General features: G+C 65.4%; 25 protein-coding genes. All 25 read left to right on the forward strand.

Features of this window, described 5'->3' with window-relative positions; genetic code table 11:
• Window positions 1–89 precede the first annotated feature (89 nt).
• The 25 genes from eno (at window position 90) to QX094_RS25220 (ending at window position 25658) form a co-directional block, all read left to right on the forward strand.
• A complete protein-coding gene (gene eno / locus QX094_RS25100; protein ID WP_316170145.1) occupies window positions 90–1373 on the forward strand; it encodes a phosphopyruvate hydratase in 1284 nt (427 codons plus the stop codon).
• Window positions 1374–1411: 38 nt separating this feature from the next.
• Window positions 1412–2554, forward strand: a complete 1143-nt coding sequence (locus QX094_RS25105; RefSeq protein WP_316175293.1) for a zinc-binding dehydrogenase — start codon at window positions 1412–1414, stop codon at window positions 2552–2554.
• A gap of 119 nt (window positions 2555–2673) precedes the next feature.
• A complete protein-coding gene (locus QX094_RS25110) occupies window positions 2674–3669 on the forward strand; it encodes an MBL fold metallo-hydrolase (RefSeq protein WP_316188255.1) in 996 nt (331 codons plus the stop codon).
• Between the two features lie 247 nt (window positions 3670–3916).
• Complete coding sequence (locus tag QX094_RS25115; RefSeq protein ID WP_316188256.1) at window positions 3917–5086, forward strand: serine hydrolase; 1170 nt, start codon at window positions 3917–3919, stop codon at window positions 5084–5086.
• A gap of 147 nt (window positions 5087–5233) precedes the next feature.
• On the forward strand, window positions 5234–5791 hold the full coding sequence (locus QX094_RS25120) for an NADPH-dependent FMN reductase (protein WP_316165286.1): 558 nt from the start codon (window positions 5234–5236) through the stop codon (window positions 5789–5791).
• Between the two features lie 145 nt (window positions 5792–5936).
• The gene (locus QX094_RS25125; RefSeq protein ID WP_316188257.1) at window positions 5937–6728 is read left to right on the forward strand and encodes an aldolase; all 792 of its coding nucleotides are present in this window, start codon (window positions 5937–5939) and stop codon (window positions 6726–6728) included.
• Between the two features lie 26 nt (window positions 6729–6754).
• Window positions 6755–7462 carry a GNAT family N-acetyltransferase gene (locus QX094_RS25130; RefSeq protein WP_316188258.1) on the forward strand — a complete coding sequence of 236 codons (708 nt, stop codon included), beginning with the start codon at window positions 6755–6757 and terminating at the stop codon, window positions 7460–7462.
• 83 nt (window positions 7463–7545) lie between these two features.
• Window positions 7546–7863: a septum formation initiator family protein gene (locus QX094_RS25135; protein WP_316175304.1), complete on the forward strand. Its 318-nt coding sequence runs from the start codon at window positions 7546–7548 to the stop codon at window positions 7861–7863.
• 198 nt (window positions 7864–8061) lie between these two features.
• Window positions 8062–9084 (forward strand): pyruvate dehydrogenase (acetyl-transferring) E1 component subunit alpha, encoded by a 1023-nt coding sequence (gene pdhA / locus QX094_RS25140; RefSeq protein WP_315711659.1) that lies wholly within the window; start codon window positions 8062–8064, stop codon window positions 9082–9084.
• Window positions 9085–9114: 30 nt separating this feature from the next.
• Window positions 9115–10509, forward strand: a complete 1395-nt coding sequence (locus QX094_RS25145; protein ID WP_315827496.1) for a pyruvate dehydrogenase complex E1 component subunit beta — start codon at window positions 9115–9117, stop codon at window positions 10507–10509.
• Window positions 10510–10527: 18 nt separating this feature from the next.
• Window positions 10528–10833 (forward strand): DUF5076 domain-containing protein, encoded by a 306-nt coding sequence (locus QX094_RS25150; RefSeq protein ID WP_015666657.1) that lies wholly within the window; start codon window positions 10528–10530, stop codon window positions 10831–10833.
• A 2-nt stretch (window positions 10834–10835) separates the two neighbouring features.
• Window positions 10836–12191, forward strand: a complete 1356-nt coding sequence (locus QX094_RS25155) for a pyruvate dehydrogenase complex dihydrolipoamide acetyltransferase (RefSeq protein WP_315827497.1) — start codon at window positions 10836–10838, stop codon at window positions 12189–12191.
• Window positions 12192–12230: 39 nt separating this feature from the next.
• On the forward strand, window positions 12231–12467 hold the full coding sequence (locus QX094_RS25160; RefSeq protein WP_315827498.1) for a hypothetical protein: 237 nt from the start codon (window positions 12231–12233) through the stop codon (window positions 12465–12467).
• 32 nt (window positions 12468–12499) lie between these two features.
• Complete coding sequence (gene lpdA, locus QX094_RS25165; RefSeq protein WP_316188259.1) at window positions 12500–13921, forward strand: dihydrolipoyl dehydrogenase; 1422 nt, start codon at window positions 12500–12502, stop codon at window positions 13919–13921.
• A 125-nt stretch (window positions 13922–14046) separates the two neighbouring features.
• Window positions 14047–15288: a threonine synthase gene (locus tag QX094_RS25170; RefSeq protein ID WP_315750955.1), complete on the forward strand. Its 1242-nt coding sequence runs from the start codon at window positions 14047–14049 to the stop codon at window positions 15286–15288.
• Window positions 15289–15378: 90 nt separating this feature from the next.
• Entirely contained in the window at window positions 15379–16350 is a 972-nt protein-coding gene (locus QX094_RS25175) for a tripartite tricarboxylate transporter substrate binding protein BugD (protein ID WP_316188260.1), read from the forward strand.
• 236 nt (window positions 16351–16586) lie between these two features.
• The gene (gene ilvD, locus QX094_RS25180; RefSeq protein WP_316188261.1) at window positions 16587–18311 is read left to right on the forward strand and encodes a dihydroxy-acid dehydratase; all 1725 of its coding nucleotides are present in this window, start codon (window positions 16587–16589) and stop codon (window positions 18309–18311) included.
• A 103-nt stretch (window positions 18312–18414) separates the two neighbouring features.
• The gene (locus tag QX094_RS25185) at window positions 18415–19131 is read left to right on the forward strand and encodes a tetratricopeptide repeat protein (RefSeq protein ID WP_409977886.1); all 717 of its coding nucleotides are present in this window, start codon (window positions 18415–18417) and stop codon (window positions 19129–19131) included.
• 47 nt (window positions 19132–19178) lie between these two features.
• A complete protein-coding gene (locus tag QX094_RS25190) occupies window positions 19179–19655 on the forward strand; it encodes a GNAT family N-acetyltransferase (protein WP_316175310.1) in 477 nt (158 codons plus the stop codon).
• Window positions 19656–19854: 199 nt separating this feature from the next.
• Entirely contained in the window at window positions 19855–20907 is a 1053-nt protein-coding gene (locus QX094_RS25195; RefSeq protein WP_315711671.1) for a substrate-binding domain-containing protein, read from the forward strand.
• 97 nt (window positions 20908–21004) lie between these two features.
• Complete coding sequence (locus QX094_RS25200; protein ID WP_316188262.1) at window positions 21005–22243, forward strand: ABC transporter substrate-binding protein; 1239 nt, start codon at window positions 21005–21007, stop codon at window positions 22241–22243.
• Window positions 22244–22308: 65 nt separating this feature from the next.
• Complete coding sequence (locus tag QX094_RS25205) at window positions 22309–23175, forward strand: ABC transporter permease subunit (RefSeq protein ID WP_315711674.1); 867 nt, start codon at window positions 22309–22311, stop codon at window positions 23173–23175.
• A complete protein-coding gene (locus tag QX094_RS25210) occupies window positions 23175–24230 on the forward strand; it encodes a branched-chain amino acid ABC transporter permease (protein WP_316188263.1) in 1056 nt (351 codons plus the stop codon). The genes QX094_RS25205 and QX094_RS25210 overlap by 1 nt, the downstream gene beginning before the upstream one ends.
• Before the next feature lies 1 nt (window position 24231).
• Window positions 24232–24960, forward strand: a complete 729-nt coding sequence (locus QX094_RS25215) for an ATP-binding cassette domain-containing protein (protein ID WP_315711676.1) — start codon at window positions 24232–24234, stop codon at window positions 24958–24960.
• Window positions 24957–25658, forward strand: coding sequence for an ABC transporter ATP-binding protein (locus QX094_RS25220; RefSeq protein ID WP_315827507.1), 702 nt, complete (start codon window positions 24957–24959; stop codon window positions 25656–25658). The genes QX094_RS25215 and QX094_RS25220 overlap by 4 nt, the downstream gene beginning before the upstream one ends.
• Window positions 25659–25741: the final 83 nt, after the last annotated feature.

The raw sequence follows: 25741 nt of genomic DNA on the forward strand, positions 1-25741 counted from the left end.
TTCAACGCCACTTGGCCTTTTCGCGCTCGCGGGCTTGCGGTAGAAGCAGCGCAACAACGCCCACCTAGAAACGCTCGCGAGAGGACCTCATGACCGCCATCGTCGACATCATCGGCCGCGAAATCCTGGACAGCCGCGGCAATCCCACGGTCGAGGTCGACGTCGTGCTGGAGGACGGCTCGGTCGGCCGCGCTGCCGTGCCGTCCGGCGCTTCCACCGGCGCCCACGAGGCGGTCGAGCTGCGCGACGGCGACAAGCACCGCTATCTCGGCAAGGGCGTGCTGAAGGCCGTCGAAGCCATCAACGACGAGGTCTATGAGGCGCTCAGCGACATGTCGGTGCAGGACCAGGTCCAGATCGACCAGATCCTGATCGAGCTCGACGGCACCGAGAACAAGAGCCGGATCGGCGCCAACGCCATTCTCGGCGTCTCGCTCGCCTGCGCCAAGGCGGCGGCGATCTCCTACGACATGCCGCTGTATCGCTATGTCGGCGGCACCTCGGCCCGCACCCTGCCGGTGCCGATGATGAACATCGTCAATGGCGGCGTCCACGCCGACAATCCGATCGATTTCCAGGAGTTCATGATCATGCCGGTGGGCGCGCCGAGCTTCGCGGAGGCGCTGCGCTGCGGCTCGGAGATCTTCCACACGCTCAAGGCCGAGCTGAAGAAGGCCGGTCACAACACCAATGTCGGCGACGAGGGTGGCTTCGCGCCGAACCTGCCGTCGGCGGACGCAGCCCTCGACTTCGTCATGAGCGCGATCGGCAAGGCCGGCTACACCGCCGGCGAGGACGTGATGCTGGCGCTGGACTGCGCCGCGACCGAGTTCTTCAAGGACGGCAAGTACGTCTACGAGGGCGAGAACAAGTCGCGCTCGCGCTCCGAGCAGGCCAAGTATCTTGCGGATCTGGTCGCCCGCTACCCGATCGCCTCGATCGAGGACGGCATGTCGGAGGACGACATGGACGGCTGGAAGGAGCTGACCGACCTGATCGGCCACAAGTGCCAGCTCGTTGGCGACGACCTGTTCGTCACCAATGTGAACCGTCTCGAGGACGGCATCCGCAACGGCCGCGCCAATTCGATCCTGATCAAGGTCAACCAGATCGGCACGCTCACCGAGACGCTGGCCGCGGTCGAGATGGCCTACAAGGCCGGCTACACCGCTGTCATGTCGCACCGCTCCGGCGAGACCGAGGATTCCACGATCGCCGATCTCGCCGTCGCCACCAATTGCGGGCAGATCAAGACCGGCTCGCTGGCGCGCGCCGACCGCACCGCCAAGTACAACCAGCTGCTGCGCATCGAGCAGGAGCTGGATGCCCAGGCCAAATATGCGGGCAGGGCGGCGCTGAAGGCGCTGGCCTGAGTCTGGACAAGCTAACCAAAGAAAAAAGGGAGGCACGCATGGGTGTCGAGACACAGGGCCTGCAACTGCGGACGTTGATCAGGCGCAGCGGCGAGCTCGAGCTCTCGCTGGTCGACGTGCCGACCCCCGAGCCGGGGCTGGACGAGGTGGTGGTGCGGATCGAGGCGGCGCCGATCAATCCGTCCGATCTCGGGCTCCTCGTCGGCGCGGCCGATCTGTCGACCCTGCAGGCGTCCGGCACCAAGGAGCGGCCCGTGATCACCGCCAAGGTGCCGGAGGCGGGGATGCGGGCGATGGCCGGCCGGCTCGACGAGTCCTTGGCCGTCGGCAACGAGGGCGCGGGCGTGGTGGTCAAGACCGGCTCCTCGGATGCCGCCAAGGCGCTGATGGGCCGTACCGTCGCGGCCATCGGTGGCGCGATGTACAGCCAGTATCGCTGCCTGAAGCTCTCCGAATGCCTGCCGCTGCCGGCCGGCACCACACCGGAGGAGGGCGCCTCCTGCTTCGTCAATCCGCTGACGTCGCTCGGCATGACCGAGACGATGCGGCGCGAGGGCCATACCGCGCTCGTGCATACCGCGGCCGCGTCCAACCTCGGGCAGATGCTCAACAAGATCTGCCTCAAGGACGGCATCCCGCTCGTCAACATCGTGCGCAGCGCTGATCAGGCCGAGCTGTTGCGCGGCATCGGCGCGAAATACATCGTGGATTCGACGGCGCCGACTTTCATGGACGACCTGATCGCGGCGCTGGTCGAGACCGGCGCGACCATCGCCTTCGATGCGATCGGCGGCGGCAAGCTCGCCGGCCAGATCCTCAACGCGATGGAAGCCGCGATCAACAAGTCCGGCAAGCATCCCTACAGCCGCTACGGCTCGAACGTGCACAAGCAGGTCTACATCTACGGCAGCCTGGACGTCAGGCCGACCGAGATCACGCGCGGCTTCGGCATGACCTGGAGCGTCGGCGGCTGGCTGCTGTTTCCGTTCCTGATGAAGATCGGCAAGGCGGATACCGAGCGGCTGCGCCAGCGCGTCGTCGACGAGCTGAAGACGACCTTTGCGAGCCACTACACCAAGGTCGTTTCCTTGTCCGAGGCGCTCGATCCGGCCAACCTCGCCGCGTACGCCAAACGGGCCACCGGCGAAAAATTCCTCATCGACCCCAACAAAGATAAGTGACCTAACGTCGCTCCTCGGACGTTGCTGACGGGCTTGCGTTTGGCCCGCATGCGGAGACAATCCGCCCCGTTTGTCTGGGGGCGGTGTCAGCCGCATGGAGCACTGAGGAGAGATTTGTCATGACCCGATTGGATCGCCGTCGATTTCTGGCCGGTGCGGCCCTCGCCGGGGCTGCAACCGCTTTGCCGCCGCTGGCCGGACAGGCACGCGCAGCGGTTGCACCCGCCGGCGCGCAGGCGCCCGGCTTCTATCGCTACAAGGTCGGCGACTATGAATGCACCTCCGTCAATGACGGCGCGCGCACCTTCCCGATGCCCGACACGTTCGTCGTCAACACGGCGAAGGACGACGCGCTCGCGGCTGCCGAAAGCGCCTACATGCCGAAGGGCATGATCACGATCCCCTTCAATCCGCAGCTGATCAACACCGGCTCCAAGCTGGTCCTGATCGACACCGGCAACGGCGCTGGCGCCTTCGAGGCCAGCAAGGGCGCGGTTGGCCGCACGCTGCAGAACCTCGCTGCCGCCGGCGTCGATCCGAAGAGCATCGACGTCGTCGTGCTCTCCCACATGCATGGGGACCACATCAACGGCCTCAAGCTCGCGGACGGCTCGCTGGCGTTCCCGAACGCCGAGCTGAAGGTGCCGGCCAAGGAGTGGGCGTTCTGGAATAGCGACGAGAACGCCGCCAAGGCGCAGACCGACTTGATGAAGGGCAACTTTGCCAACTTCAAGAAGGTGTTCGGCGGGCTTGAGAGCAAGGTCACGCAGTACGAGTGGGACAAGGAGGTCGCGCCCGGCATCACCGCGCTCGGCACGCCCGGTCACACGCCGGGACACACCTCGTTCGCGGTCGCGTCCGGCAACGCCAGGGTCCTGATCCAGGCCGACGTCACCAACGTCCCCGAGCTGTTCCTGCGCAACCCCGACTGGCATGTGATGTTCGACACCGATGCCGAGATGGCGCAGGCCACGCGGCACAGGTTCTACGACATGGCCGCCGCCGAGAAGGCCAAGGTGATCGGCTTCCACTTCTCGTTCCCTTCGGTGGGCTATGTCGAGAAGGACGGCGCCAAGTACCGGCTGATTCCGGCGCCGTGGAATCCGGTGATCTGATTATCGGTTAGCGTCATTGCGAGGAGCCCCCGGGTCTCGCCTCCGGCGAGCCCGAGGACAGGCTCCGCGACGAAGCAATCCAGAGTCCCAACCGAGCCCTGGATTGCTTCGCTTCGCTCGCAATGACGGAGGAGAGAGGGGGCCGCCTTCGGGCGGCCTGAGCGTTTTTGCATATGCGAAATGCCGGGCTTTCCGCGCCTGTTGCGAACCCCTATGTCGAGCACCTCGGAAATCCCGCAGGATTCGTATGTCGACCGATCCCTCTCCCTCCAACGCCGATCTCTCCAACTGGCGCACTGCGCCGTTCAGCCGCTGGGCCTTTCACAACATCCGCGCGATCCTGCCGGTCGCCGACATCGAGAGCGCGCCGGGCAGCGCCTGGACGCTGCCGTCGAGCCTCGTGTCGTTCGACGATTTCAGCGTGCGGCTGCCCAAGGGCGGCACGCTCGATCTCGACGGTTTCCTGAAGGCGACGGCGACCGACGGGCTCCTGATCCTGCAGGACGGCCGCATCGTCTTCGAAATGTATGACGGCGGCACCGACCGCGACACGCCGCACATCCTGATGTCGGCGACCAAGTCGATCGCCGGCCTCATGGCCGGCATCCTGGCCGGCCGCGGCGAGATCGATGTCGACGCCGAGGTCACGCGCTATGTGCCGGAAGTGGCCGCCACGGCCTATCGCGGCGCCACGATCCGGCAGCTGCTCGACATGCGTGCGGGCGTCGTGTTCGATGGTGCCGGCCTGCAGGCCTATGCCGACGCCGCGGGCTGGGAGCCGGTCGCGCCGGGCACGACGCCAAACCTGCACGATTTCTTTGCGACGATGCGCGCTCAGGCGGCGCCGCATGGCGGCGCCTTCAGCTACGTCTCGTCCAACACCGATCTGCTGGGATGGGCGATCGAGCGCGCCACCGGCCGCAGCTTCGCGAGCCTCGCCGGCAGCCTGCTGTGGAAGCCGATGGGGGCGAGCGGCGAGGCCTTCATCACCCTCGACCGCAACGGCGCGCCGCGCTGCACCGGCGGCTTCTGCGCCACCTTGCGCGACGTCGCCCGGCTCGGCCAGCTCGTGCTGTCAGGCGGGCGGCGGGGCTCTCACACGATCATTCCCGAAGGTTGGATCGACGACATCAGGCACAATGGCGATGTGCAGGCCTGGCGCGACGGCCAATGGCGCGACAGTTTTGCCCCGATCAGCCGCAACATGCACTATCGCAGCGGCTGGTACGTCACAAACGACGCGCCGCAGCTGATGTTCGCGATGGGCATTCACGGCCAGAACCTGTTCGTCGATGCCGCCAACGGCATCGTGATCGCCAAGGTCTCGTCATGGGCGCAGCCGGTCGACGGGCAGGCGATCTGGCTCACACATCAGGCGGTGGCGGAATTCACGCGCTGTCTCAAGGGGACCGGCTGAGCTCCACGACGCGGGCAAGGGTCGGGAACACTCGGGCGTTGCTTGCGATGAAACGCAGTGTTTCGCGTGAGGATGGTCCATGCACTTGCATGTTCCTGCTCGCGCGCCTTAAGTGCGCTCCACACCCCGCTCCTCAAAGGATTCCCCATGCCCGCACCTTATTCGATCGTCGCCCTCGTCGGCAGTCTCCGCAAGGAGAGCTTCACCCTGAAGATCGCCAATGCGCTCGCCAAGCTGGCGCCGGCCAGCCTGAAGATCGACGTGACCACGCTCAACGGCCTGTCGTTCTTCAACCAGGATCTCGAAGCCAATCCGCCGGCCGACTGGCTCGCCCTGCGGGAGAAGCTGAAGGCCTCGAACGGCGTGCTGATCCTGACGCCGGAATACAACCGCTCGATTCCCGGCGTGCTCAAGAATGCGATCGACGTCGCCTCGCGTCCCTATGGGCAGAGTTCGTTCCTGGGCAAGCCGGTCGGCCTCATCTCCAATTCGCCGGGCCCGCTCGGTGGCGTGGCGGCGGCCAAGCATCTGCAGAACATCATGCCTGGCATCTCGGGCCCGGTCATGGGGCAGCCGGAAATCTACCTGAATGGCGTCGGCGACGCCTTCGACGCCCAGGGCGAGCTGGTCAAGGATTCGCTCAAGACGGTGTTGCAGCAATATCTGGATGCATTCGCCGCATTCGTGGCCAAGCAGAACGGCTGATCGCGTTCGCCGCCGCCGCGTCCACCTGCGGCGGTCGGCAACTGCATGACGGGTATGATGCGGGCAGGGCGTTGACGCGCCTTGCCCGATCCGTTTCAAGGCGATGCCGGACCTGCGCAAGGATGCGCATTGCCAAGGAAGCACGATGGCCCATTCGTTCACACCCGCGTCGTCGTCGAGGCCCGGCCCGAACCAGCCGGATCTCGACTCGGAGGCCGTCTGGCGGGCGCGGATCGACCTTGCGGCCTGTTTCCGGATGGCGGCGCGGCACGGGTTCGAAGAGGGCATCTGCAACCACTTCTCGGCGCTGGTCCCCGGCTATGACGACCTCTTCATCGTCAATCCCTACGGCTATGCGTTCCGCGAACTGACGGCCTCGAAGCTCCTGGTGTGCGACTTCGACGGCAACGTCATTGCCGGCGACGGCCGCCCGGAGGCGACCGCCTTCTACATCCACGCCCGTATCCACAAGGCGCTGCCGCGCGCCAAGGTCGCGTTCCACACCCACATGCCCTACGCCACCGCGCTGTCGATGACCGAAGGCGACCCGCTGATCTTCGCCGGGCAGACGGCGCTGAAATTCTATGGGCGAACCGCGGTCGACGCGAACTACAACGGGCTGGCGCTCGACGCGCGGGAGGGGGATCGCATCGCCGGGGCTGTCGGTGATGCCGACATCGTCTTCATGAAGCATCATGGCGTCATGGTTCTGGCGCCGACCATCGCCGAGGCCTGGGACGATCTCTATTACCTCGAGCGCGCCTGCCAGGTGCAGTGCCTGGCGCTGTCGACCGGCCGCAAGGTGGTGCCGGTCGCGCCCGAGATCGCCGAGGCCGCCTATCGCCAGATGCGGGAGGGGGATGCGGAATCGGCCCGGCTGCATCTCGAGGCGATCAAGCGGACGCTCGACGCCGAGGAGCCGGTCTACCGGAGCTGAGGACCGATCGTCAGGAGGCTCGTTCGATGTCCAGATTGGACCTTTCTGCCGAGCAGCGCGCCGCGCTGGATCGCCCCGTCTGGTCGGCCCTGACCACCGGGCACCGGGCGCTTGCGCAGGGCGCCGCGCATGCTCGTCGCTATCCGGCGGCGATTGCGCCATTTGCCGCCATGTCGGACGACGGCGATGCCGCGTGGTCTGAGCTCGCCGACCTTGCCAAAGAGGATGTGGTTGCGATCGTGACCCCGGCACCCCCGGGCGATGTGCGCGGCCTTGGCGTCCGGCTCAGAGCCAGCGTCCGCCAGATGGTTGCCGTCGGGGTGGTCGACCCCGTGGGGGATGCGGCGGTCGAGGTGCTGGACCAGCGCGACATCCCGGCGATGCTGGAGCTGACTGCACGGACCAAGCCCGGTCCGTTCCTGGCCAGGACTCACGAGCTGGGCTGCTACATCGGCATTCGCGACGGGGAGCGACTGGCCGCCATGGCCGGGGAGCGCATGCGCCTCGACGGGTTCACGGAAATCAGCGCGGTCTGTGTCCATCCGGACTATCGCGGCCGTGGCTATGCCCAGAGGCTCGTAACAGCCCTGATGACGGCCGTCCGGGGCAGGGGCGAGACGCCGTTTCTCCACGTCATAGAGGACAATCATGCCGCGATCGCGCTGTATGAGCGTCTCGGCTTCGTGTCGCGAGCCACCTTGTGTTTCACGGTGCTTCGGCAATCCGTCAGCTAGTGACGGGTGATGGGACCTTCGGAAAGAAGCCGCCGCGGCGCAGATTAGCAGATCCTTAACCAAGCCCCCCCATCTTCCGGCCCATGGTCTCCCGCGCGCGGCTCAAATCGTTCCTGACCGGGCTCGCCCTCTACACGATGGCGGCCGCCATCATCGGCTATTTCGGCATCAACGCCTATACCGGCCGCTACGGCCTGACCGCGCGTCAGGAGCTCGACCAGGAGATCATTGCGCTCACCTCCGAGCTCGCCCGGCTGAAGCAGGAGCGGGCGGAGGGTGAGAAGCGCGTGTCGCTGCTGCGCTCCGACCGGGTCGATCCCGACATGCTCGATGAGCGCGCCCGCTTCCAGCTCGGCTACGCCAACCCGCGTGATCTGATCCGGATCAATCGGCCGCAGTGACGCGTGTCCCTTCGCCCCGGTGCCTAAACTTTAGCAGGCCGTGGCGTCGGGAATTTCAAAAAACCGCTCATCAGCATTCGATTATTTCGCGCTCGTTTGCAGTGCGGCAAAGCAAAATGAACCGCAATTCACGCAGTCCTTTTACGTGCCTTGGAGTTGAGCTAGAGAGAGCTACTTTTTCTCTCATCCGGAATTGCCATGGCCGCACCCAAGAAAACCGCCGCAAAGGAACAAGGGCAGGACAGAGACAACGGCCCGCCGCCGGAATTCACCAGAGAACAGGAATTGGCTGCGCTCCGCGACATGCTGCTGATCCGCCGCTTTGAGGAAAAGGCCGGTCAGCTTTATGGCATGGGTGCGATCGGCGGCTTCTGCCATCTTTACATCGGCCAGGAAGCCGTCGTGGTCGGCATGCAGATGGCGCTGAAGCCGGGCGATCAGGTCATCACCGGCTATCGCGATCACGGCCACATGCTGGCCACCGGCATGGACGCCAAGGGCGTGATGGCCGAGCTCACCGGGCGCCGCGGTGGATACTCCAAGGGCAAGGGCGGCTCCATGCACATGTTCAGCATGGAGAAGAACTTCTTCGGCGGCCACGGCATCGTCGGCGCCCAGGTCTCGCTCGGCACCGGCCTTGCGCTCGCCAACCGCTACCGCGGCAACGACTCGGTCAGCGTCGCCTATTTCGGCGACGGCGCGGCCAACCAGGGGCAGGTCTATGAGAGCTTCAACATGGCGGAGCTCTGGAAGCTGCCGGTGATCTACGTCATCGAGAACAACCGCTATGCGATGGGTACGGCGGTGTCGCGCGCCTCGGCGCAGACCGACTTCTCCAAGCGCGGTATCTCCTTCAACATCCCGGGCGAGCAGGTCGATGGCATGGACGTCCGCGCCGTGAAGGCTGCGGGCGAGAAGGCCGTTGCCTGGTGCCGCGAGGGCAAGGGCCCTTACATTTTGGAAATGCAGACCTACCGCTATCGCGGCCACTCGATGTCGGACCCGGCCAAGTACCGCACCCGCGAGGAGGTCGAGAAGGTCCGTCACGACCAGGATCCGATCGAGCAGGTGCGCAACCGCCTGCTGGCGGCCAAGGTCAGCGAGCAGGATCTCAAGACGATCGATGCCGACGTGCGCAAGATCGTCAACGAGGCCGCCGATTTCGCGCAGGCCGATCCCGAGCCCGATGTCGCCGAGCTCTACACCGACGTTTACCGCTGAGCGCGCGCAAGCTGTTTCTCTGGAGCTGATATGCCTATTCAAGTTTTGATGCCTGCGCTGTCGCCCACGATGGAAAAGGGCAATCTCGCCAAATGGCTGAAGAAGGAAGGTGAGGCGATCAAGTCGGGTGACGTGATCGCCGAGATCGAGACCGACAAGGCCACGATGGAGGTCGAGGCGACCGACGAGGGCACGCTCGGCAAGATCCTGATCCCCGAAGGCACCGCCGACGTCGCGGTCAATACGCCGATTGCGACCATCCTCGCGGATGGCGAGAGCGTGGCCGATCTCGGCAAGGCGGCACCCGCTGCCGAGATGAAGGCCGCGCAGTCGGCGCCGCCGGCCGAGCCGGCTGCTTCGGTGTCGGCATCACCTGCGCCGACCGGCGTGGCTGCGCCGCAGAGCGTGGCCGAGCCCGATCCCGAGGTGCCCGCGGGCACCGAGATGGTGACGCAGACCATCCGCGAGGCGCTGCGCGACGCCATGGCCGAGGAGATGCGCCGCGACGGCGACGTCTTCATCATGGGCGAGGAGGTCGCCGAATATCAGGGCGCCTACAAGGTCACCCAGGGCCTGCTGCAGGAGTTCGGCGCCCGCCGCGTGATGGACACGCCGATCACCGAGCACGGTTTCGCCGGCATCGGCGTCGGTGCCGCGATGGCCGGCCTGAAGCCGATCGTCGAGTTCATGACCTTCAACTTCGCCATGCAGGCGATGGACCAGATCATCAACTCCGCGGCGAAGACGCTCTATATGTCCGGTGGCCAGATGGGCTGCTCGATCGTATTCCGCGGCCCGAACGGTGCTGCCGCCCGCGTTGCCGCGCAGCACAGCCAGGACTACGCGTCCTGGTACTCGCACGTGCCGGGCTTGAAGGTGATCGCGCCGTATTCCGCGGCGGACGCCAAGGGCCTGCTGAAGGCCGCGATCCGCGATCCGAACCCGGTGATCTTCCTCGAGAACGAGGTGCTCTACGGACACTCCGGCGAGGTGCCGAAGCTCGACGACTACGTGATCCCGATCGGCAAGGCGCGCATCGCCCGCAGCGGCAAGGACGTCACCATCATCTCGTGGTCGAACGGCATGACCTACGCGCTGAAGGCCGCCGATGAGCTTGCCAAGGAGGGTATCGAGGCCGAGGTGATCGACCTGCGCACGCTGCGTCCGATGGACACCGAGACCATCGTCGCCTCGGTCAAGAAGACCGGCCGCGCGGTGACGGTGGAGGAGGGCTGGCAGCAGAGCGGCGTCGGCGCCGAGATCGCCGCGCGCATCATGGAGCACGCCTTCGACTATCTCGATGCCCCAGTCGCGCGCGTGTCCGGCAAGGACGTGCCGATGCCGTATGCGGCGAATCTCGAGAAGCTCGCGCTGCCCTCGGCCGCGGAGGTCGTTCAGGCCGCCAAATCCGTCTGCTACCGGTAAGCCGTCGAGGACGCCCAGATGGCCGGACCCAAGGAGCAGCCGCTGCCGCCCGATGTGATCGGCCGCGAGGACGCCACCGAAGTGTTGCGCGCCTTCGTGCTCGATGGCGGGCTCTCGATCGCCTTCCAGCGCGCGTTCGAGGAGCCCGACGTGTGGGGGCTGCTCCTGGTCGACGTCGCCCGTCATGCTGCGCGCGCCTATGCGCGCGAGAGCGATTATTCCGAAGACGAGGCGCTGCAGCGCATCGTCGAGATGTTCGAAGCCGAGCTGGCTCGGCCGACCGATACGGGCACCACCAGCCCCAGGTCGAAACAAGGTCACTGATCATGCCGATCAACATTCTCATGCCCGCGCTGTCGCCGACGATGGAGAAGGGCAACCTCGCCCGTTGGCTCAAGAAGGAAGGCGACCAGGTCAAGTCCGGCGAGGTCATCGCCGAGATCGAGACCGACAAGGCCACGATGGAAGTCGAGGCGGTCGACGAAGGTACCCTCGCCAAGATCCTGGTGCCGGAAGGCACGCAGGACGTGCCCGTGAACGACGTGATCGCGGTGCTCGCCGGCGAGGGCGAGGACGTCAAGGCCGCCGGCAGCGCACCGGCTGCGGCAGCTCCCAAGCCCGAGGCCAAGCCCATCGCCTCGGCGGCTCCCGCTGCGACGGCTGCACCGGCCGCGGCGCCCGCGCCGAAGCCGGCTACGGCTCCTGCGCCAGCCGCGCCTGCGGCGGCCCCTCAGGTCAACGGTCATGCGCGCATCTTCTCGTCGCCATTGGCGCGCCGTCTCGCCAAGGATGCCGGCATCGATCTCGGCCGCATCACCGGCACCGGCCCGCACGGCCGCGTCGTTGCGCGCGACGTCGAGGAGGCCAAGTCCGGCAAGGGCCTGAAGGCCGCGCCGTCGGCGGCACCTGCCGCGGCAGGCGCGCCCGCGCTGGCGCCGTCGATGTCGGACAAGCAGATCCTGGCGCTGTTCGAGCCCGGCTCCTACGAGGTCATCCCGCATGACGGCATGCGCCGCACCATCGCGCAGCGCCTCACGGCGTCGGTGCAGAACGTCCCGCACTTCTATCTCACGATCGACTGCGACATCGGCAAGCTCCTGGCTGCGCGCGAGGAGATCAATGCGGCTGCTCCAAAGGACAAGGAGAAGAAGCCGCTCTACAAGCTCTCGGTGAACGATTTCGTCATCAAGGCGATGGCGGTGGCGCTGCAGAAGATCCCGAACTGCAACGTCAGCTGGACCGAAGGCGGCATGGTCAAGCACAAGCATTCCGATGTCGGTGTCGCCGTCGCAATGCCCGGCGGACTGATCACGCCGATCATCCGCAAGGCCGAGACCAAGACGCTGTCGGCGATCTCCAGCGAGATGAAGGACTTTGCCGCGCGCGCCCGCTCGCGCAAGCTGAAGCCGGAGGAATATCAGGGCGGCACCACGGCCGTCTCCAACCTCGGCATGTACGGCATCAACCACTTCACCGCCGTGATCAATCCGCCGCACGCCACGATCCTCGCGGTTGGCACCTCGGAAGAACGCCCCGTCGTGCGCAACGGCAAGATCGAGATCGCGAGCATGATGAGCGTGACGTTGTCGTGCGATCACCGCGCGATCGACGGCGCGCTCGGCGCCGAGCTGATCGGCGCCTTCAAGCAACTGATCGAGAATCCCGTGATGATGATGGTGTGATCTTGCTTTCCGGAGCGGGATGGCAAACGGGGCCGACGCATGCGCATCAGAACGCGGTGGCCCTGGATCACGGCGCTGGTGAGCGCCGCGCTGTTCGCCAATCCGCTCGGGATCGACGTCATCTATTCTGCCTTCTTCTCCGGCGAGGCGCTGTCGCGCGGCATCTGGGCGCCGATCGCGCTCGCCGGATTCGCTATCTGCACCCTGCTGATGCTCCTGGAAGCCGTCATGCGAGCCATGATCTGGCGACGCTCCGTCCGCAGCCCCACCGTCTGATTTCCGACTGCTTAAGTTGAATGGGAGCCGTCATGGCCGACACATCCTTCGACATCATCATCATCGGGTCCGGCCCGGGCGGCTACGTCGCCGCGATCCGCGCCGCCCAGCTCGGCTTCAAGACCGCGATCATCGAGAAGTCCTACCTCGGCGGCATCTGCCTGAACTGGGGCTGCATCCCGACCAAGGCGCTGCTGCGCTCGGCCGAGATCTATCACTACATGCAGCATGCCAAGGACTATGGCCTGTCGGCGGAGAACATCTCCTACGATCCGAAGGCGGTTGTGCAGCGCTCGCGCGGCGTCTCGAAGCGCCTCAATGACGGCGTCGGCTTCCTGATGAAGAAGAACAAGGTCCAGGTGATCTGGGGCAAGGCTGCGATCGACGCGCCCGGCAAGATCACGGTGACCAAATCCGACGTCGAGGCGCCCAAGGGCGCGCTGGGCGAGGGGACCTATCAGGCGAAGCACATCATCGTTGCCACCGGCGCGCGGCCGCGTGTGCTGCCGGGACTCGAGCCGGACAAGAAGCTGGTCTGGACCTATTTCGAGGCGATGGTTCCTGACAAGATGCCGAAGTCGCTGTTGGTGGTCGGCTCTGGCGCGATCGGCATCGAGTTCGCGTCGTTCTTCCGCACCATGGGCTCCGAGGTGACGGTGGTCGAGGTGCTGCCGCAGATCCTCCCCGTGGAAGACGCCGAGATCGCCGGCCTCGCGCGCAAGCAACTGGAGAAGCAGGGCCTCAAGATCATGACCGGCGCCAAGGTCACCAAGCTCGACAAGAAGAGCGACAGCGTGGTGGCGACGATCGACGACGGCAAGGGCAAGACCGAGACGGTCGAGTTCGATCGCGTGATCTCGGCGGTCGGCGTCGTCGGCAACATCGAGAATCTCGGGCTCGAGAAGCTCGGCGTGAAGACCGATCGCGGCTGCATCGTCATCGACGGCTACGGCAAGACCAACGTCCCCGGCCTCTACGCGATCGGCGACGTCGCGGGTCCCCCGATGCTGGCGCACAAGGCCGAGCATGAGGGCGTGGTCTGCATCGAGGCCATCAAGGGCCTGCATCCGCACCCGATGGACAAGAACCTCATTCCGGGCTGCACCTATTGCCATCCGCAAGTCGCCTCGGTCGGCCTCACCGAGGCCAAGGCCAAGGAGCAGGGCCGCGACGTCAGAGTCGGCCGCTTCCCCTTCGTCGGCAACGGCAAGGCAATTGCGCTCGGCGAGGACCAGGGCCTGGTCAAGGTGATCTTCGACAAGAAGACCGGACAACTGATCGGCGCCCACATGGTCGGCGCCGAGGTCACCGAGCTGATCCAGGGCTATGTCGTGGCGATGAACCTCGAGACGACAGAGGAAGAGCTGATGCACACGGTCTTCCCGCATCCGACCCTGTCGGAGATGATGAAGGAAGCCGTGCTCGACGCCTACGGCCGCGTGCTGAACATGTAGCTCCGTCCCCGCTCGTCATGCGCGGGCTTGACCCGCGCATCCATCGCGCTTCGGGAAACTCTGCGAAGCGGATGGATTGCCGGGTCAAGCCCGGCAATGACGACAGCAGCCAGAAAGTCACTGCCGTGAAATCCAGCGACAATCTCACCATCGAACGTCCGACCTTCGTCACCCATCTCGAATGCGCGATGGAAGGCGATCACTATCCGGCGGATCAGGTCCACAACCTCTCCAAGGCCGGCAAGCCGCTGCTGGTGCGCTACGATCTCGCAGGCGTGAAGCGGGCGCTCACGAAGGACGCGCTGGCGCAGCGTCCGGCCGACATGTGGCGCTATCGCGAACTGCTGCCGGTGCGCAAATGCCAGGACATCGTCAGCCTCGGCGAAGTCATGACACCGCTGATCAGCCTGCCGAAGCTGTCCAAGAAGCTCGGCGGCGGCGAGATCATCGTCAAGGATGAGGGCCGGCTGCCGACCGGCTCGTTCAAGGCGCGCGGCCTCGTGATGGCGGTGTCGATGGGCAAGGCGCTCGGCATCAAGCACATGGCGATGCCGACCAACGGCAATGCCGGTGCTGCGCTCGCGGCCTATGCGACCTCCTGCGGCATCAAGACCACGATCTTCTGTCCGGCCGATACGCCGGAGGTGAACGTCAGCGAGATCGAGCTGCAGGGCGCGACCGTCTACCGCGTCAACGGACTGATCGACGATTGCGGCAAGATCGTCGGCGAGGGCAAGGCCAAGGTTGGCTGGTTCGATACCTCGACGCTGAAGGAGCCGTATCGCATCGAGGGCAAGAAGACGATGGGCCTCGAGCTCGCCGAGCAGCTCGGCTGGGACGTGCCCGACGTGATCTTCTATCCGACCGGCGGCGGCACCGGCCTGATCGGCATGTGGAAGGCGTTCGACGAACTGGAGAAGATCGGCTTCATCGGTTCCAAGCGTCCGCGCATGGTCGCGGTGCAGGCGTCGGGCTGCGCGCCGATGGTGCGGGCCTTCGAGCAGGGCGTCGAGCATGCGACCCGGTGGGAAGACGCCCACACCATCGCGTCCGGCATCCGCGTGCCTCAGGCGGTGGGTGATTTTCTCATCCTGCGCGCGGTGCGCGAGAGCAAAGGTTTCGCCATCGCGGTCGATGACGAGAAGATTTCATCTGCGCTCAGCGAAGTCGCGCGCGAGGAGGGGCTGCTGTTGTGCCCGGAAGGCGCGGCGACCTATGCCGCCTACAAGCAGAGCCTGGCCGACGGGCGCGTAACGAAAAACGATCGCGTCATGCTGTTCAATTGCGCGACAGGACTTAAATATCCGCTGCCGCCGGTCACCCGCACGCTCGATCGTCACCAGCCGATCGACTTCGGGCAGTTCTAACTAACAACCAGCACCGCGGCCTCGGGCACATGCTCCGGCGCAGACGCATTCGCGTCTGCCGCCGGTGCGTGCGACACAAGGGAGGACGTGATGCGACGAGCTCTTTGCGCCGTGCTGTTGGTGTGTCTTGCGCTGATGCAGCCGGCGCGCGCCGACAATTATCCCTCGCGCGCGATCACCGTGATCGTGCCATTCGCTGCCGGCGGCCCATCGGATGCGATGATGCGCATCCTCGCCGAGCACATGAGACAGACGCTCGGCCAGCCCGTTCTGATCGAGAACGTGACAGGGGCGGGCGGCTCGATCGGCGTGGGCCGTGCCGTCCGCTCGAAGCCCGACGGCTACACCGTGAGCTTCGGCCATCTCGGCACCCATGTCGCCAACGGCGCCGTCTACCGGCTCGGCTATGACCTCGAAGCCGATCTCGAGCCGGTGGTGCTGCTGCCGAGCAATCCGATGATCATCGTCAGCAGGAACAACATCCCGGCGAAGTCGCTGCCGGAGTTTCTCGCCTGGGTGAAATCGCAGCCGAACCCCGTATCGGCCGGCACAGCGGGCAATGGCTCCGGCAGCCACATCGCGGGGCTCTATTTCGAGCAGGTCACCGGCCTCAAACTGCAATATGTGCCGTATCGCGGCACGGGGCCGGCGATGAACGATCTGGTCGCTGGCCAGATCGATCTGATCGTGGACCAGACCTCCAACGCCATCAACCAGGTTCGCGCCGGCACGATCCGCGCCTACGCCGTCACCGACGCCAAGCGCCTCGATTCCGCGCCGGAGATTCCGACCACCGACGAGGCCGGCCTGCCGGGCTTCCACATGACCCTGTGGTCGGGCCTCTGGCTGCCGAAGGGCGCCAGCAAGGAGATCGTCGACACCCTCAATGCGGCGGCGGTGGCCGCGCTGGACGAGCCGGATGTGAAAAATCAGTTGAAAAACCTGGGGTTGCAGATGCCGACGGCCGACCAGCGCAGCGCCGCCGCGCTTGGAACCCTGCAGCGCGCCGAGATCCGCAAATGGTGGCCGATGATCCGCGCCGCCGGGGTGGTGCCGGAGTAGGCTCACCCTGCCACGCCCAATCGCGCATGGTTGCGCATCGGCCACGGATGTTGCGACGTCGCCACAGTTTACGAAGTTTTGGTAACAATCTCCGGCGCTCCGCAAACGCGCCGCTTTTTAGCCACACCTGGTCGTGAAATACTTTGATCAGAACATAACCAGTGCGTGTGAGGCTGCCGAAAATCCACTTGCCGGATTTTGAGCGTTCTCCACAGCACCGGGAGGCCAAAACAGCGATGGACGCGAAGACCGACATCAAGCGCAGGCTGCCCAGCCGTCATGTGACGGAAGGGCCCGAGCGTGCGCCGCATCGGTCCTATCTCTACGCCATGGGCCTCACCACGGCGCAGATCCATCAGCCCTTCGTCGGCGTCGCTTCGTGCTGGAACGAGGCTGCGCCCTGCAACATCGCGCTGATGCGGCAGGCCCAGGCGGTGAAGAAGGGCGTGGCGCACGCCGGCGGCACGCCGCGCGAATTCTGCACCATCACCGTGACCGACGGCATCGCGATGGGCCATGACGGCATGCGCTCGTCGCTGCCGTCGCGCGAGGCGATTGCCGATTCGGTGGAGCTGACGATTCGCGGCCATTCCTACGATGCGCTCGTCGGCCTCGCCGGCTGCGACAAATCGCTGCCGGGCATGATGATGGCGATGGTCCGGCTCAACGTGCCCTCGATCTTCATCTATGGCGGCTCGATCCTGCCCGGCAATTTCCGCGGCCAGCAGGTCACCGTGCAGGACATGTTCGAGGCTGTCGGCAAGCATTCGGTGGGCGCGATGTCGGACGACGACCTCGACGAGCTCGAGCGCGTCGCCTGTCCGTCGGCTGGCGCCTGCGGCGCCCAGTTCACGGCCAACACGATGGCGACGGTGTCCGAGGCGATCGGGCTGGCGCTGCCTTATTCGGCCGGCGCCCCGGCGCCTTACGAAATCCGCGATTCCTTCTGCATGACCGCCGGCGAACAGGTCATGGAGCTGATCGCCGCCAATATCCGCCCGCGCGACATCGTCACGCGAAAATCCCTGGAGAATGCCGCTGCGGTTGTGGCGGCGTCCGGCGGGTCGACCAATGCTGCGCTGCATCTACCTGCGATTGCGCACGAGGCCGGCATCAAGTTCGACTTATTCGACGTCGCCGAAATCTTCAAAAAGACACCTTATATCGCGGATTTGAAGCCGGGTGGCCGCTATGTCGCCAAAGACATGTTCGAGGCTGGTGGCATTCCGCTCTTGATGAAGACGTTGCTCGACCATGGCTATTTGAACGGCGACTGCCTCACAGTCACCGGCCGGACGATCGCCGAAAACCTCAAAGGCGTGAAGTGGAATCCGCACCAGGACGTGGTGGTGCCGGCTGACAAGCCGATCACTGCAACCGGGGGTGTCGTCGGTCTGAAAGGCAATCTCGCGCCAGAGGGCGCGATCGTGAAAGTCGCGGGCATGTCGAACTTGAAATTCTCTGGGCCGGCCCGCTGCTTCGATCGGGAAGAGGACGCCTTTGACGCCGTCCAGAAGCGCACCTATCGCGAAGGCGACGTGATCGTCATCCGCTACGAGGGGCCGCGCGGCGGTCCGGGCATGCGGGAAATGCTGCAGACCACGGCGGCGCTGACCGGGCAGGGCATGGGCGGCAAGATCGCGCTGATCACCGACGGCCGGTTCTCGGGCGCGACCCGGGGCTTCTGCATCGGCCATATCGGACCGGAGGCGGCGGTCGGCGGACCGATCGCGCTGGTCGAGGATGGCGACATCATCGAGATCGACGCCGAGGCGGGCATCCTTAACGTGAAGTTGAGCGATGCCGAGCTGGCGACACGCAAGACCAAGTGGACGCCGCGTGAGACGCATCACACGTCAGGTGCACTTTGGAAATATGCCCAGCAGGTGGGGCCGGCCGTGGCGGGCGCCGTGACCCATCCAGGTGGTGCGCAAGAGAAGTATTGCTATGCGGACATCTGATCGGATCCTTTTCGCATTGATGCTGGGGGTTGCCCCGCTCGCGTTGCCGACGCCATCGTTCGCGTTCGATGGCGCTCCGGTCAACCAGGAGCCGGCGATCCCCGTGGCTGGACAGCAGGCTGGCGCCGGCGCGCTGCGCAAGGCGCTGCCCGCGACGACGTCCTCGACCTCACCCACGCAGTCCCTGACGGCGCTGCAATACGCGGCGGAGGAAGGTCACCCGATTGCGCAGTTCAAGCTCGGCCGCATGTATGCGGCGGGCGATGGCGTTGCGCGCGACGACATGCGCGCCTTCGACTATTTCAGCCGCATCGCCAATGCGCATGCGGAGGACAGCCCGTCGGCGCCGCAGGCGCAGATCGTCGCCAATGCCTTCGTCGCGCTCGGCCGCTATTACCTGAGCGGCATCCCCAACACGAAGGTCAAGGCCGATCCGGATCGCGCGCGGGAGATGTTCTCCTATGCGGCGTCCTACTTCGGCAATGCGGACGCCCAGTACGACTTGGCGCGGATGTACCTGAAGACCGCGGATGCCTCGCGCGACGACTTCCGTTATGGTGCGCGCTGGCTCGGCCTCGCCGCGCAGAAGGGCCAGCACCAGGCCCAGGCGCTGCTTGGTCAGATGCTGTTCAACGGCGACCGGTTGCCGCGCCAGCCGGCGCGCGGACTGATGTGGCTCACGCTGGCGCGCGACAGCGCCGGTCCGGACGAAGCCTGGATCAAGGAGAGCTACAACCGCGCCTTCGCCAAGGCCTCGGACGATGACCGCGCCTCGGCGCTGCAGATGCTCGAGAGCTGGGTGCAGGGCAAGCGCGAGTAGCAGGAGCGGAATGCATCGCGTTCCCTCCGTTCCAGAGAGGGGCTGCGATGATCATCCGCGATGCGACGGCTGACGATGCCGAGGCGGCCTGCGCCGTGTTGCGGGCCTCGATTTCCGAATTGTGCAGGGACGACCACCGCGGCGACCCGCAGATCCTGGCGCGCTGGCTGGCCAACAAGACACCCCAGAACGTGGCGCAGTGGGCGGACGGGCAGGGGCGCTCACTGCTGGTCGCGGTCGAGGATGGTGCGATTCTCGCGGTCGGCGGGCTCGCCCATCCCGGCGAGATCACGGTCAACTACGTGTCGCCGCAAGCCCGGTTTCGCGGCATCAGCTCGGCGCTGGTGGCCGAGCTGGAGCGGCGGGCGCTCGCGCTTGGTGCAAGGGAGATCGCCTTGTTGAGCACCGAGACCGCGCATCGATTCTATCTCGCCCGCGGCTACGCCGATGTCGGCGTGCCCGCCGGCAAGTTCGGCACCGCGGCCTCCTATCCGATGCGCAAAACCCTCGGTCCCGCGCGGTGAGTCGCGGGTCGCGACGACACATCGAGGCCATGGCAGCGGATGCCTAACGAATAGGCGTCGGCGCGCCGATGTTCTGACCAGCGTCAGGTTCCAGAACCAAAATCGGCGAACTTTGGTACACGAACGACCGCGATGACGCCAAAACGCGCTTGGCACGATTCGTGAGTGCAAATCCTCTGCAACAGCAGAGGCGGCACGTTTGCACAGCGTTCGGATCGGCCTGATCATTCCTCAGCGCGGCTCGGCGGGGTTGTGGGCCCCCTCCGCGGAAGCCTGTGGGCGGCTGGCCGTGACCGAGCTGAACCAGGCCGCCGGCATCCGCCGCCGACAGGTCGAGCTGATCGTCATCGACGCCGGCGCAACCGCCGCCAGCGCGGGTCGGGCCGCGGTCGAAGCGGTCGACGAGTTCGCCGTCGACGGCCTCGTCGGCATGCTGCCGAGCTACGCGCGCGATCCCGTCGCCCAAGCCGCGCGCGGCCGCGTGCCGTTCGTCTACACGCCCCAGTTCGAGGGCCTGCCGGCGAACAGCGATGTGATGACCACGGGCGAGACCGCCGGCGAATTGCTGGCACCCGCGATCCAATGGCTCTCGGAGTGCAAGCGCGCCCGGCGCTTCTTCCTGTGCGGCAACGACTACATCTGGCCGCGTTCCTCGCTCGACATCGCCAAGCGCCTGATCGCGCGATACGGCGGCGTCGTCACCGGAGAGCACTACGTGCCGGTCGGCGTGCATGATTTCGACGAGATGCTCGATCGTATCAAGACCACGCGCAGCGACGTCGTTCTCCCGGTCTTTCTCGGCTTCGACTGCATCGTGTTCAGCCGCGCCTTCTGCGCCGCCGGGCTCAGCCGCCACGTTCTGCGCTTCTCCTCGGCCTTCGACGAGACCATCGTCTATGGACTCGACAGCAGCGAGACCGAGAACGTGTTCGTCGCCTCCAGCTACTTTGCATCGCTGCGCTCGCGCAACAACGGCGCCTTCCTGGAGCGTTACTACACGGCATTCGGCGACAACCCGCCGCCCGCGAACGGCTATGGCGAGTCCTGCTACGAGGGCATTCACGCGCTCGCCGCGCTGATCGAGCGCGCCGAGAGCTTCGATGCGCGCGTTCTCAGGCGCTTCTTCGGGCGCACGCTGCAGCGGCGCACCGCGCGCGGCACGGAGGCACAGCCGGTGGTTGGCGGCCGGCACCCGATCCACCTCGCCGAGCTGGACGGCTACGATTTCTCGGTTGTCGCATCGTCACACTGAGCGCTGCCGCGCCAAAAAGAACTTGCATTTTCAAATATTGTAATTTTAAACTTTGCGCGACTTGTGCAACAGCATCACCAACCGATGGGGACCCCTGATGACTTTTTCCCGCCGTCGTTTTCTGCAACGCTCGGCCATCGCGACGTCGACCTTGATCGCGATACCTGCGGTGTTCCGCTCAGGCGCGCTTGCGGCCGAGAACCCGATCACGGTCGGCAGCCTGCACGACCAGTCGGGCCCGATCGGCACCTCCGGCACGCCGATGGTCTACGCGCTGCAGCTCGCCGTCGATGAGATCAATGCCGCCGGCGGCCTGCTCGGACGTCCCTTGAAGGTCATCCACTACGACACCCAGTCCAACATCCAGCTGTACTCGCAATATGCCCAGCAGCTGGCGGTGAAGGACAAGGTCGACGTCGTGCACGGCGGCATCACCTCGGCCTCGCGCGAGGCGATCCGGCCGACCTTCGACCGCTTCAAGGTGCTGTACTTCTACAACACGCTGTACGAAGGCGGCGTCTGCGACCGCAACACGTTCTGCACCGGCACCACGCCGGCGCAGACGGTCGAGAAGCTTGTGCCGAGCGCGATGAAGAAGTCGGGCAAGAAGGCCTACATCATCGCGGCCGACTACAATTACGGTCAGATCACCGCGAAGTGGATGACCAAGTACTGCAAGGACAATGGCGGCGAGATTCTCTCGACCGACTTCTTCCCGCTCGACGTCACCAATTTCGGCTCGACCATCTCGAAGATCCAGGCGGCCAAGCCCGACCTCATCCTGTCGGCGCTGGTCGGCGGCAACCACACCGCATTCTACCGGCAGTGGACTGCCGCCGGCATGAAATCGAAGATCCCGATCGCCTCGACCACCTTTGGGCTCGTCAACGAGCCCTCGACGCTGGACGCGGCGGAAAGCGATGGGGTCATTGGCGCCTACGGCTATTTCGAGGAGCTGACCACGCCGGCCTCCAAGAGCTTCGTCGAGAAGATCAAGAAGGCGCATCCGGATTCGCCTTACATCAGCGAGCTCGCCTCGTGCACCTATGAAGGCGTGATGCTGTGGGCCGAGGGCGTCAAGAAGGCCGGCAGCATCGACCGCATGAAGGTGATCGAGGCGCTCGAAAGCGGCCTCGTCTTCGACGGCCCCAGCGGCAAGGTCTCGCTGGACAAGCCGACCCATCACACGGTTCGCAACGCGTTCCTTGCCGAGGTGAAGGACCGCAAATGGTCGGTGCTGGAGACCTACACCGACGCCAAGCCGGCGGACACCGCGAGTGTCTGCGACCTCGTCAAGAACCCCACCGACACCAAGCAGTACATCATCAATCTCTGACGCCTGCCGGGTCCCGCCATCCGGCGGGGCCCGGTGTCCCTGGACTGCCCTGAAAGACCTGACGCATGGCGATCTACGTCATCCTCGCGCTCGACGTCCTCAATGGAATCTCGTCGCTGTTCCTGCTCTGCCTGGGACTGGCGATCATCTTCGGCATGATGAAGATCATCAATCTCGCCCATGGCGAATTCATCATGCTCGGCGCCTATGCGACCGTCATTTCCGCCAATGCCGGTGTGAACATCTGGATCGCGATGCTGATCATCGCGCCGCTGTTCGTCGGCATCGTGGGGCTCGTGATCGAGCGCTGCCTGATTCGCTTTCTCTATGGCCGCCTGGTCGATTCGATGCTCGCGACCTGGGGCCTCAGCCTCCTGATCATCGGGATCATCACGACGATCTATGGCAACACCCAGCAGGGCGTGCCGACGCCGCTCGGCGGCTTTTCGATTGGCTCGTATCAGTCGAGCTACTACACGCTGTTCCTTGCCTTGATGGCGGCCGTCATGATGGCGATCATCTACGGCGTGATGCGCTACACCCGTTTCGGCCTGGTCGCCCGCGCCACGATGCAGAATCCGGCGATGGCGGCGACGCTCGGCGTCAACCCGGCCCGGGTCTACATGAGCACCTTCGCGCTCGGTGCGGCCGTGACCGGCCTCGCCGGCGGCCTGCTGGCGCCGGTGTCCGGCATCACCCCCGTGATGGGCGGCGCCTATGTCGCGAAGGCGTTCATGACCGTGGTCGGCGGCGGCGCCGCGATCCTCTCCGGCACGCTCTCGGCCGCGAGCCTGTTCGGCTCGGTCAACCAGATCGGCGCCTATTTCACCACGCCCGTCTATGGCGAGGTGATCGTCTTCACCACCGCGATCGTGCTGATCCGCTTGCTGCCGCAGGGCATCTCCGGGCGCTTCTTCAAGGGAAACCTGTGATGGACAAGCACCTCCGTCTTTCCGGCCAGGTGGGCGCGATCGCCCTTGCCATCGTAGCGATTGCGATCGTGCCGAGCGTGATCGAGCTGTTCGCGCTGATGCAGCTGACGCTGTTCGCTGCAATGGCGGTGCTGGCGCTCAGCCTCGCCTTCATCTGGGGCTTCGGCGGCATCCTGTCGTTCGGACAGACCGCGTTCTTCGGGCTCGGCGGCTATGCCTATGCGATCGCGGCCATCAATTTCCAGGACTCGACGCCTGCGATCCTGGTGGCCATCGCGGTCCCGGCGACGTTCGCGGCGATCCTCGGCTATTTCATCTTCTTCGGCCGCATCTCCGACGTCTATCTCGGCGTCATCACGCTCACGGTGACCCTGATCCTGTTCAACTCGGTCAACTCGACCTCGGGCGATGCGTACAAGATCGGCAAGGCGCTGCTCGGCGGCTTCAACGGCATGCCGGCGGTGCCGACCTTCAACATGCCGTTCGATCCCTCGACCGTGCTGTCGCCCGAGCAGTCGTGGTGGACCACAGCAGGCGTGCTGCTGGCCGCGTTCCTGATGCTGCGCCTGTTGCTGGCGTTGCCGGCCGGGCGCATCATCGTCGCGGTGCGCGAGAACGAGGTGCGGGCCTCGCTGCTCGGCTACGACCCGCGGCTGGTGAAGTGCCTGACCTTCATTCTCGGCGGTGCGATCGCCGGGCTTGCCGGCGCGCTCTACGTCAACTGGGGCGCCTTCGTCAGCCCGACCATCTTCAGCCTTTCGCTGTCGGCGGAGATCATCATCTGGATCACGGTCGGCGGGCTCGGCACCTTGTTGGGGCCGATCATCGGCTGCGTCGTCATCGAATACATCGTCGCCTATATCGGCTCGCAGCAGCTGTTGAACTCCAACCTCGTGCTCGGCGGCGTGCTGGTGATCTTCGTGCTGCTGCTGCCGAAGGGCATGGTGCCGACCGCCCGCGATCTCGTGATGCGGCTGATGCCGGCCTCCAAGCCGAAAGCCAATGGTCCACCGGTGCAATCCGCTGCGGCGCCGCATCCTGCAGGAGCCGAATGACATGGCAGACCTCGTTCCTCTGCTCAAGGCCGAGCACCTGACGATGCGCTTCGGCGGCGTCGTCGCCAATGACGACATCACCTTCACCCTGCAGGAGATGGAGTTGCGCTGCCTGATCGGCCCGAACGGCGCCGGCAAGAGCACGTTCTTCAAGACGCTGACGGGACAACTGGTGCCAACGTCGGGCAGCATCGCGTTCCGCGGCATGCCGATCGCGGGCAAGCTGTCGCACGAGATCGCGCGCATGGGCATCGGCATCAAGACCCAGGTCCCGAACGTATTCAACGGCCTCTCGGTGCGCGAGAACATCTGGATGGCGGTGCGCCGCAAGGCGACCCCGCGCCAGCAGGGCCCGGCGGTCAATGCCGTGCTCGAGATGATCCGGCTGACCGACTACGCCGACAGCATCGTCGCGACGCTGTCGCACGGCCAGCGCCAATGGGTCGAGATCGGCATGGTGCTGGCCGCCGAGCCCGAGCTGATCCTGCTCGACGAGCCCGCCGCGGGGATGACCGACGAGGAGACCTTCCACACCGCTGCGATCATCCGCGAGATCAACCAGACCCGTGCGATCGTGGTCGTCGAGCACGACATGGAGTTCATCAAGCAGATCGCCAAGCGCGTGACCGTGTTCCACCAGGGCCGCGTGCTGGTCGAGGACACCGTGGACAAGGTGCTCGCCGACCAGCGCGTCCGCGACGTCTATCTCGGCAAGAAGGTGGCGGCATGAGTGCGCTTCTCGAAGTCAACGGGCTCAAGTCCGGCTATGGCCGGATCCCGATCCTGTTCGGCGTGGACCTGACGGTCGCCGACGGCGAATATCTCGGCATCCTCGGCCATAACGGCATGGGCAAGACCACGGCGTTGCGCACGCTGATGGGGCATCTGCCAACCACCGACGGCTCGGTGGTGTTCGCAGGCCGAGCCATCACGCATCTCAAGCCGCACGAGCGCTCGCGGCTCGGCATCGGTCTGGTGCCGCAGGGCCGGGAGATCTTTCCGGACCTTTCGGTCATGGAAAATCTGCGCATGGGGCTCGCCGCGGCTCCCAAGGAGGACCGTAGCGTCATCGATGCCGTGCTGCAGGATTTTCCGCGGCTGGTCCGCCTGCTCGACCGCCGCGGCGGCGCGCTGTCCGGCGGCGAGCAGCAATTGCTGGCGCTGGCACGCTGCCTGTGCACCAAGCCGAAGCTGATCCTGTTGGACGAACCGACCGAAGGCATCCAGCCGTCGATCATCGAGGAGATCATCGAGACGCTGCTGGCGTTGAAGTCGCGCTGGAAGATGTCTTTGATCGTGGTCGAGCAGAACCTCGAATTCATCACGTCGTTATCGGACCGCATCCTGCACATCCAGAAGGGGCGTATCACCGAGGAACTCGACCGTGAGACTCTCCTGGCCCGGGAAGGTCAGATGGTCCCGAGCTAGAGCCCGTACCGGCGCAGCTGCGCCGGCCCATTGAACTGACAATCTGCTGTCTCTGCCCAGCTTGTCCTCACAAGAAAGGATGA

The organism is Bradyrhizobium sp. SZCCHNS1050, assembly GCF_032484785.1.
In the GTDB taxonomy this organism is placed as follows: domain Bacteria; phylum Pseudomonadota; class Alphaproteobacteria; order Rhizobiales; family Xanthobacteraceae; genus Bradyrhizobium.

Excerpts from the sequence above, each read along its gene's own strand:
- QX094_RS25115 (WP_316188256.1), top strand. The coding sequence starts at position 3,917 with ATGTCGACCGATCCCTCTCCCTCCAACGCCGATCTCTCCAACTGGCGC.
- QX094_RS25175 (WP_316188260.1), top strand. The coding sequence starts at position 15,379 with ATGCGACGAGCTCTTTGCGCCGTGCTGTTGGTGTGTCTTGCGCTGATG.
- QX094_RS25120 (WP_316165286.1), top strand. The coding sequence starts at position 5,234 with ATGCCCGCACCTTATTCGATCGTCGCCCTCGTCGGCAGTCTCCGCAAG.
- QX094_RS25125 (WP_316188257.1), top strand. The coding sequence starts at position 5,937 with ATGGCCCATTCGTTCACACCCGCGTCGTCGTCGAGGCCCGGCCCGAAC.
- pdhA (WP_315711659.1), top strand. The coding sequence starts at position 8,062 with ATGGCCGCACCCAAGAAAACCGCCGCAAAGGAACAAGGGCAGGACAGA.
- QX094_RS25105 (WP_316175293.1), top strand. The coding sequence starts at position 1,412 with ATGGGTGTCGAGACACAGGGCCTGCAACTGCGGACGTTGATCAGGCGC.
- QX094_RS25215 (WP_315711676.1), top strand. The coding sequence starts at position 24,232 with ATGGCAGACCTCGTTCCTCTGCTCAAGGCCGAGCACCTGACGATGCGC.
- QX094_RS25150 (WP_015666657.1), top strand. The coding sequence starts at position 10,528 with ATGGCCGGACCCAAGGAGCAGCCGCTGCCGCCCGATGTGATCGGCCGC.
- QX094_RS25220 (WP_315827507.1), top strand. The coding sequence starts at position 24,957 with ATGAGTGCGCTTCTCGAAGTCAACGGGCTCAAGTCCGGCTATGGCCGG.
- QX094_RS25145 (WP_315827496.1), top strand. The coding sequence starts at position 9,115 with ATGCCTATTCAAGTTTTGATGCCTGCGCTGTCGCCCACGATGGAAAAG.
- QX094_RS25205 (WP_315711674.1), top strand. The coding sequence starts at position 22,309 with ATGGCGATCTACGTCATCCTCGCGCTCGACGTCCTCAATGGAATCTCG.
- QX094_RS25110 (WP_316188255.1), top strand. The coding sequence starts at position 2,674 with ATGACCCGATTGGATCGCCGTCGATTTCTGGCCGGTGCGGCCCTCGCC.
- ilvD (WP_316188261.1), top strand. The coding sequence starts at position 16,587 with ATGGACGCGAAGACCGACATCAAGCGCAGGCTGCCCAGCCGTCATGTG.
- QX094_RS25160 (WP_315827498.1), top strand. The coding sequence starts at position 12,231 with ATGCGCATCAGAACGCGGTGGCCCTGGATCACGGCGCTGGTGAGCGCC.
- lpdA (WP_316188259.1), top strand. The coding sequence starts at position 12,500 with ATGGCCGACACATCCTTCGACATCATCATCATCGGGTCCGGCCCGGGC.
- QX094_RS25210 (WP_316188263.1), top strand. The coding sequence starts at position 23,175 with ATGGACAAGCACCTCCGTCTTTCCGGCCAGGTGGGCGCGATCGCCCTT.
- eno (WP_316170145.1), top strand. The coding sequence starts at position 90 with ATGACCGCCATCGTCGACATCATCGGCCGCGAAATCCTGGACAGCCGC.
- QX094_RS25200 (WP_316188262.1), top strand. The coding sequence starts at position 21,005 with ATGACTTTTTCCCGCCGTCGTTTTCTGCAACGCTCGGCCATCGCGACG.
- QX094_RS25155 (WP_315827497.1), top strand. The coding sequence starts at position 10,836 with ATGCCGATCAACATTCTCATGCCCGCGCTGTCGCCGACGATGGAGAAG.
- QX094_RS25135 (WP_316175304.1), top strand. The coding sequence starts at position 7,546 with ATGGTCTCCCGCGCGCGGCTCAAATCGTTCCTGACCGGGCTCGCCCTC.
- QX094_RS25190 (WP_316175310.1), top strand. The coding sequence starts at position 19,179 with ATGATCATCCGCGATGCGACGGCTGACGATGCCGAGGCGGCCTGCGCC.
- QX094_RS25130 (WP_316188258.1), top strand. The coding sequence starts at position 6,755 with ATGTCCAGATTGGACCTTTCTGCCGAGCAGCGCGCCGCGCTGGATCGC.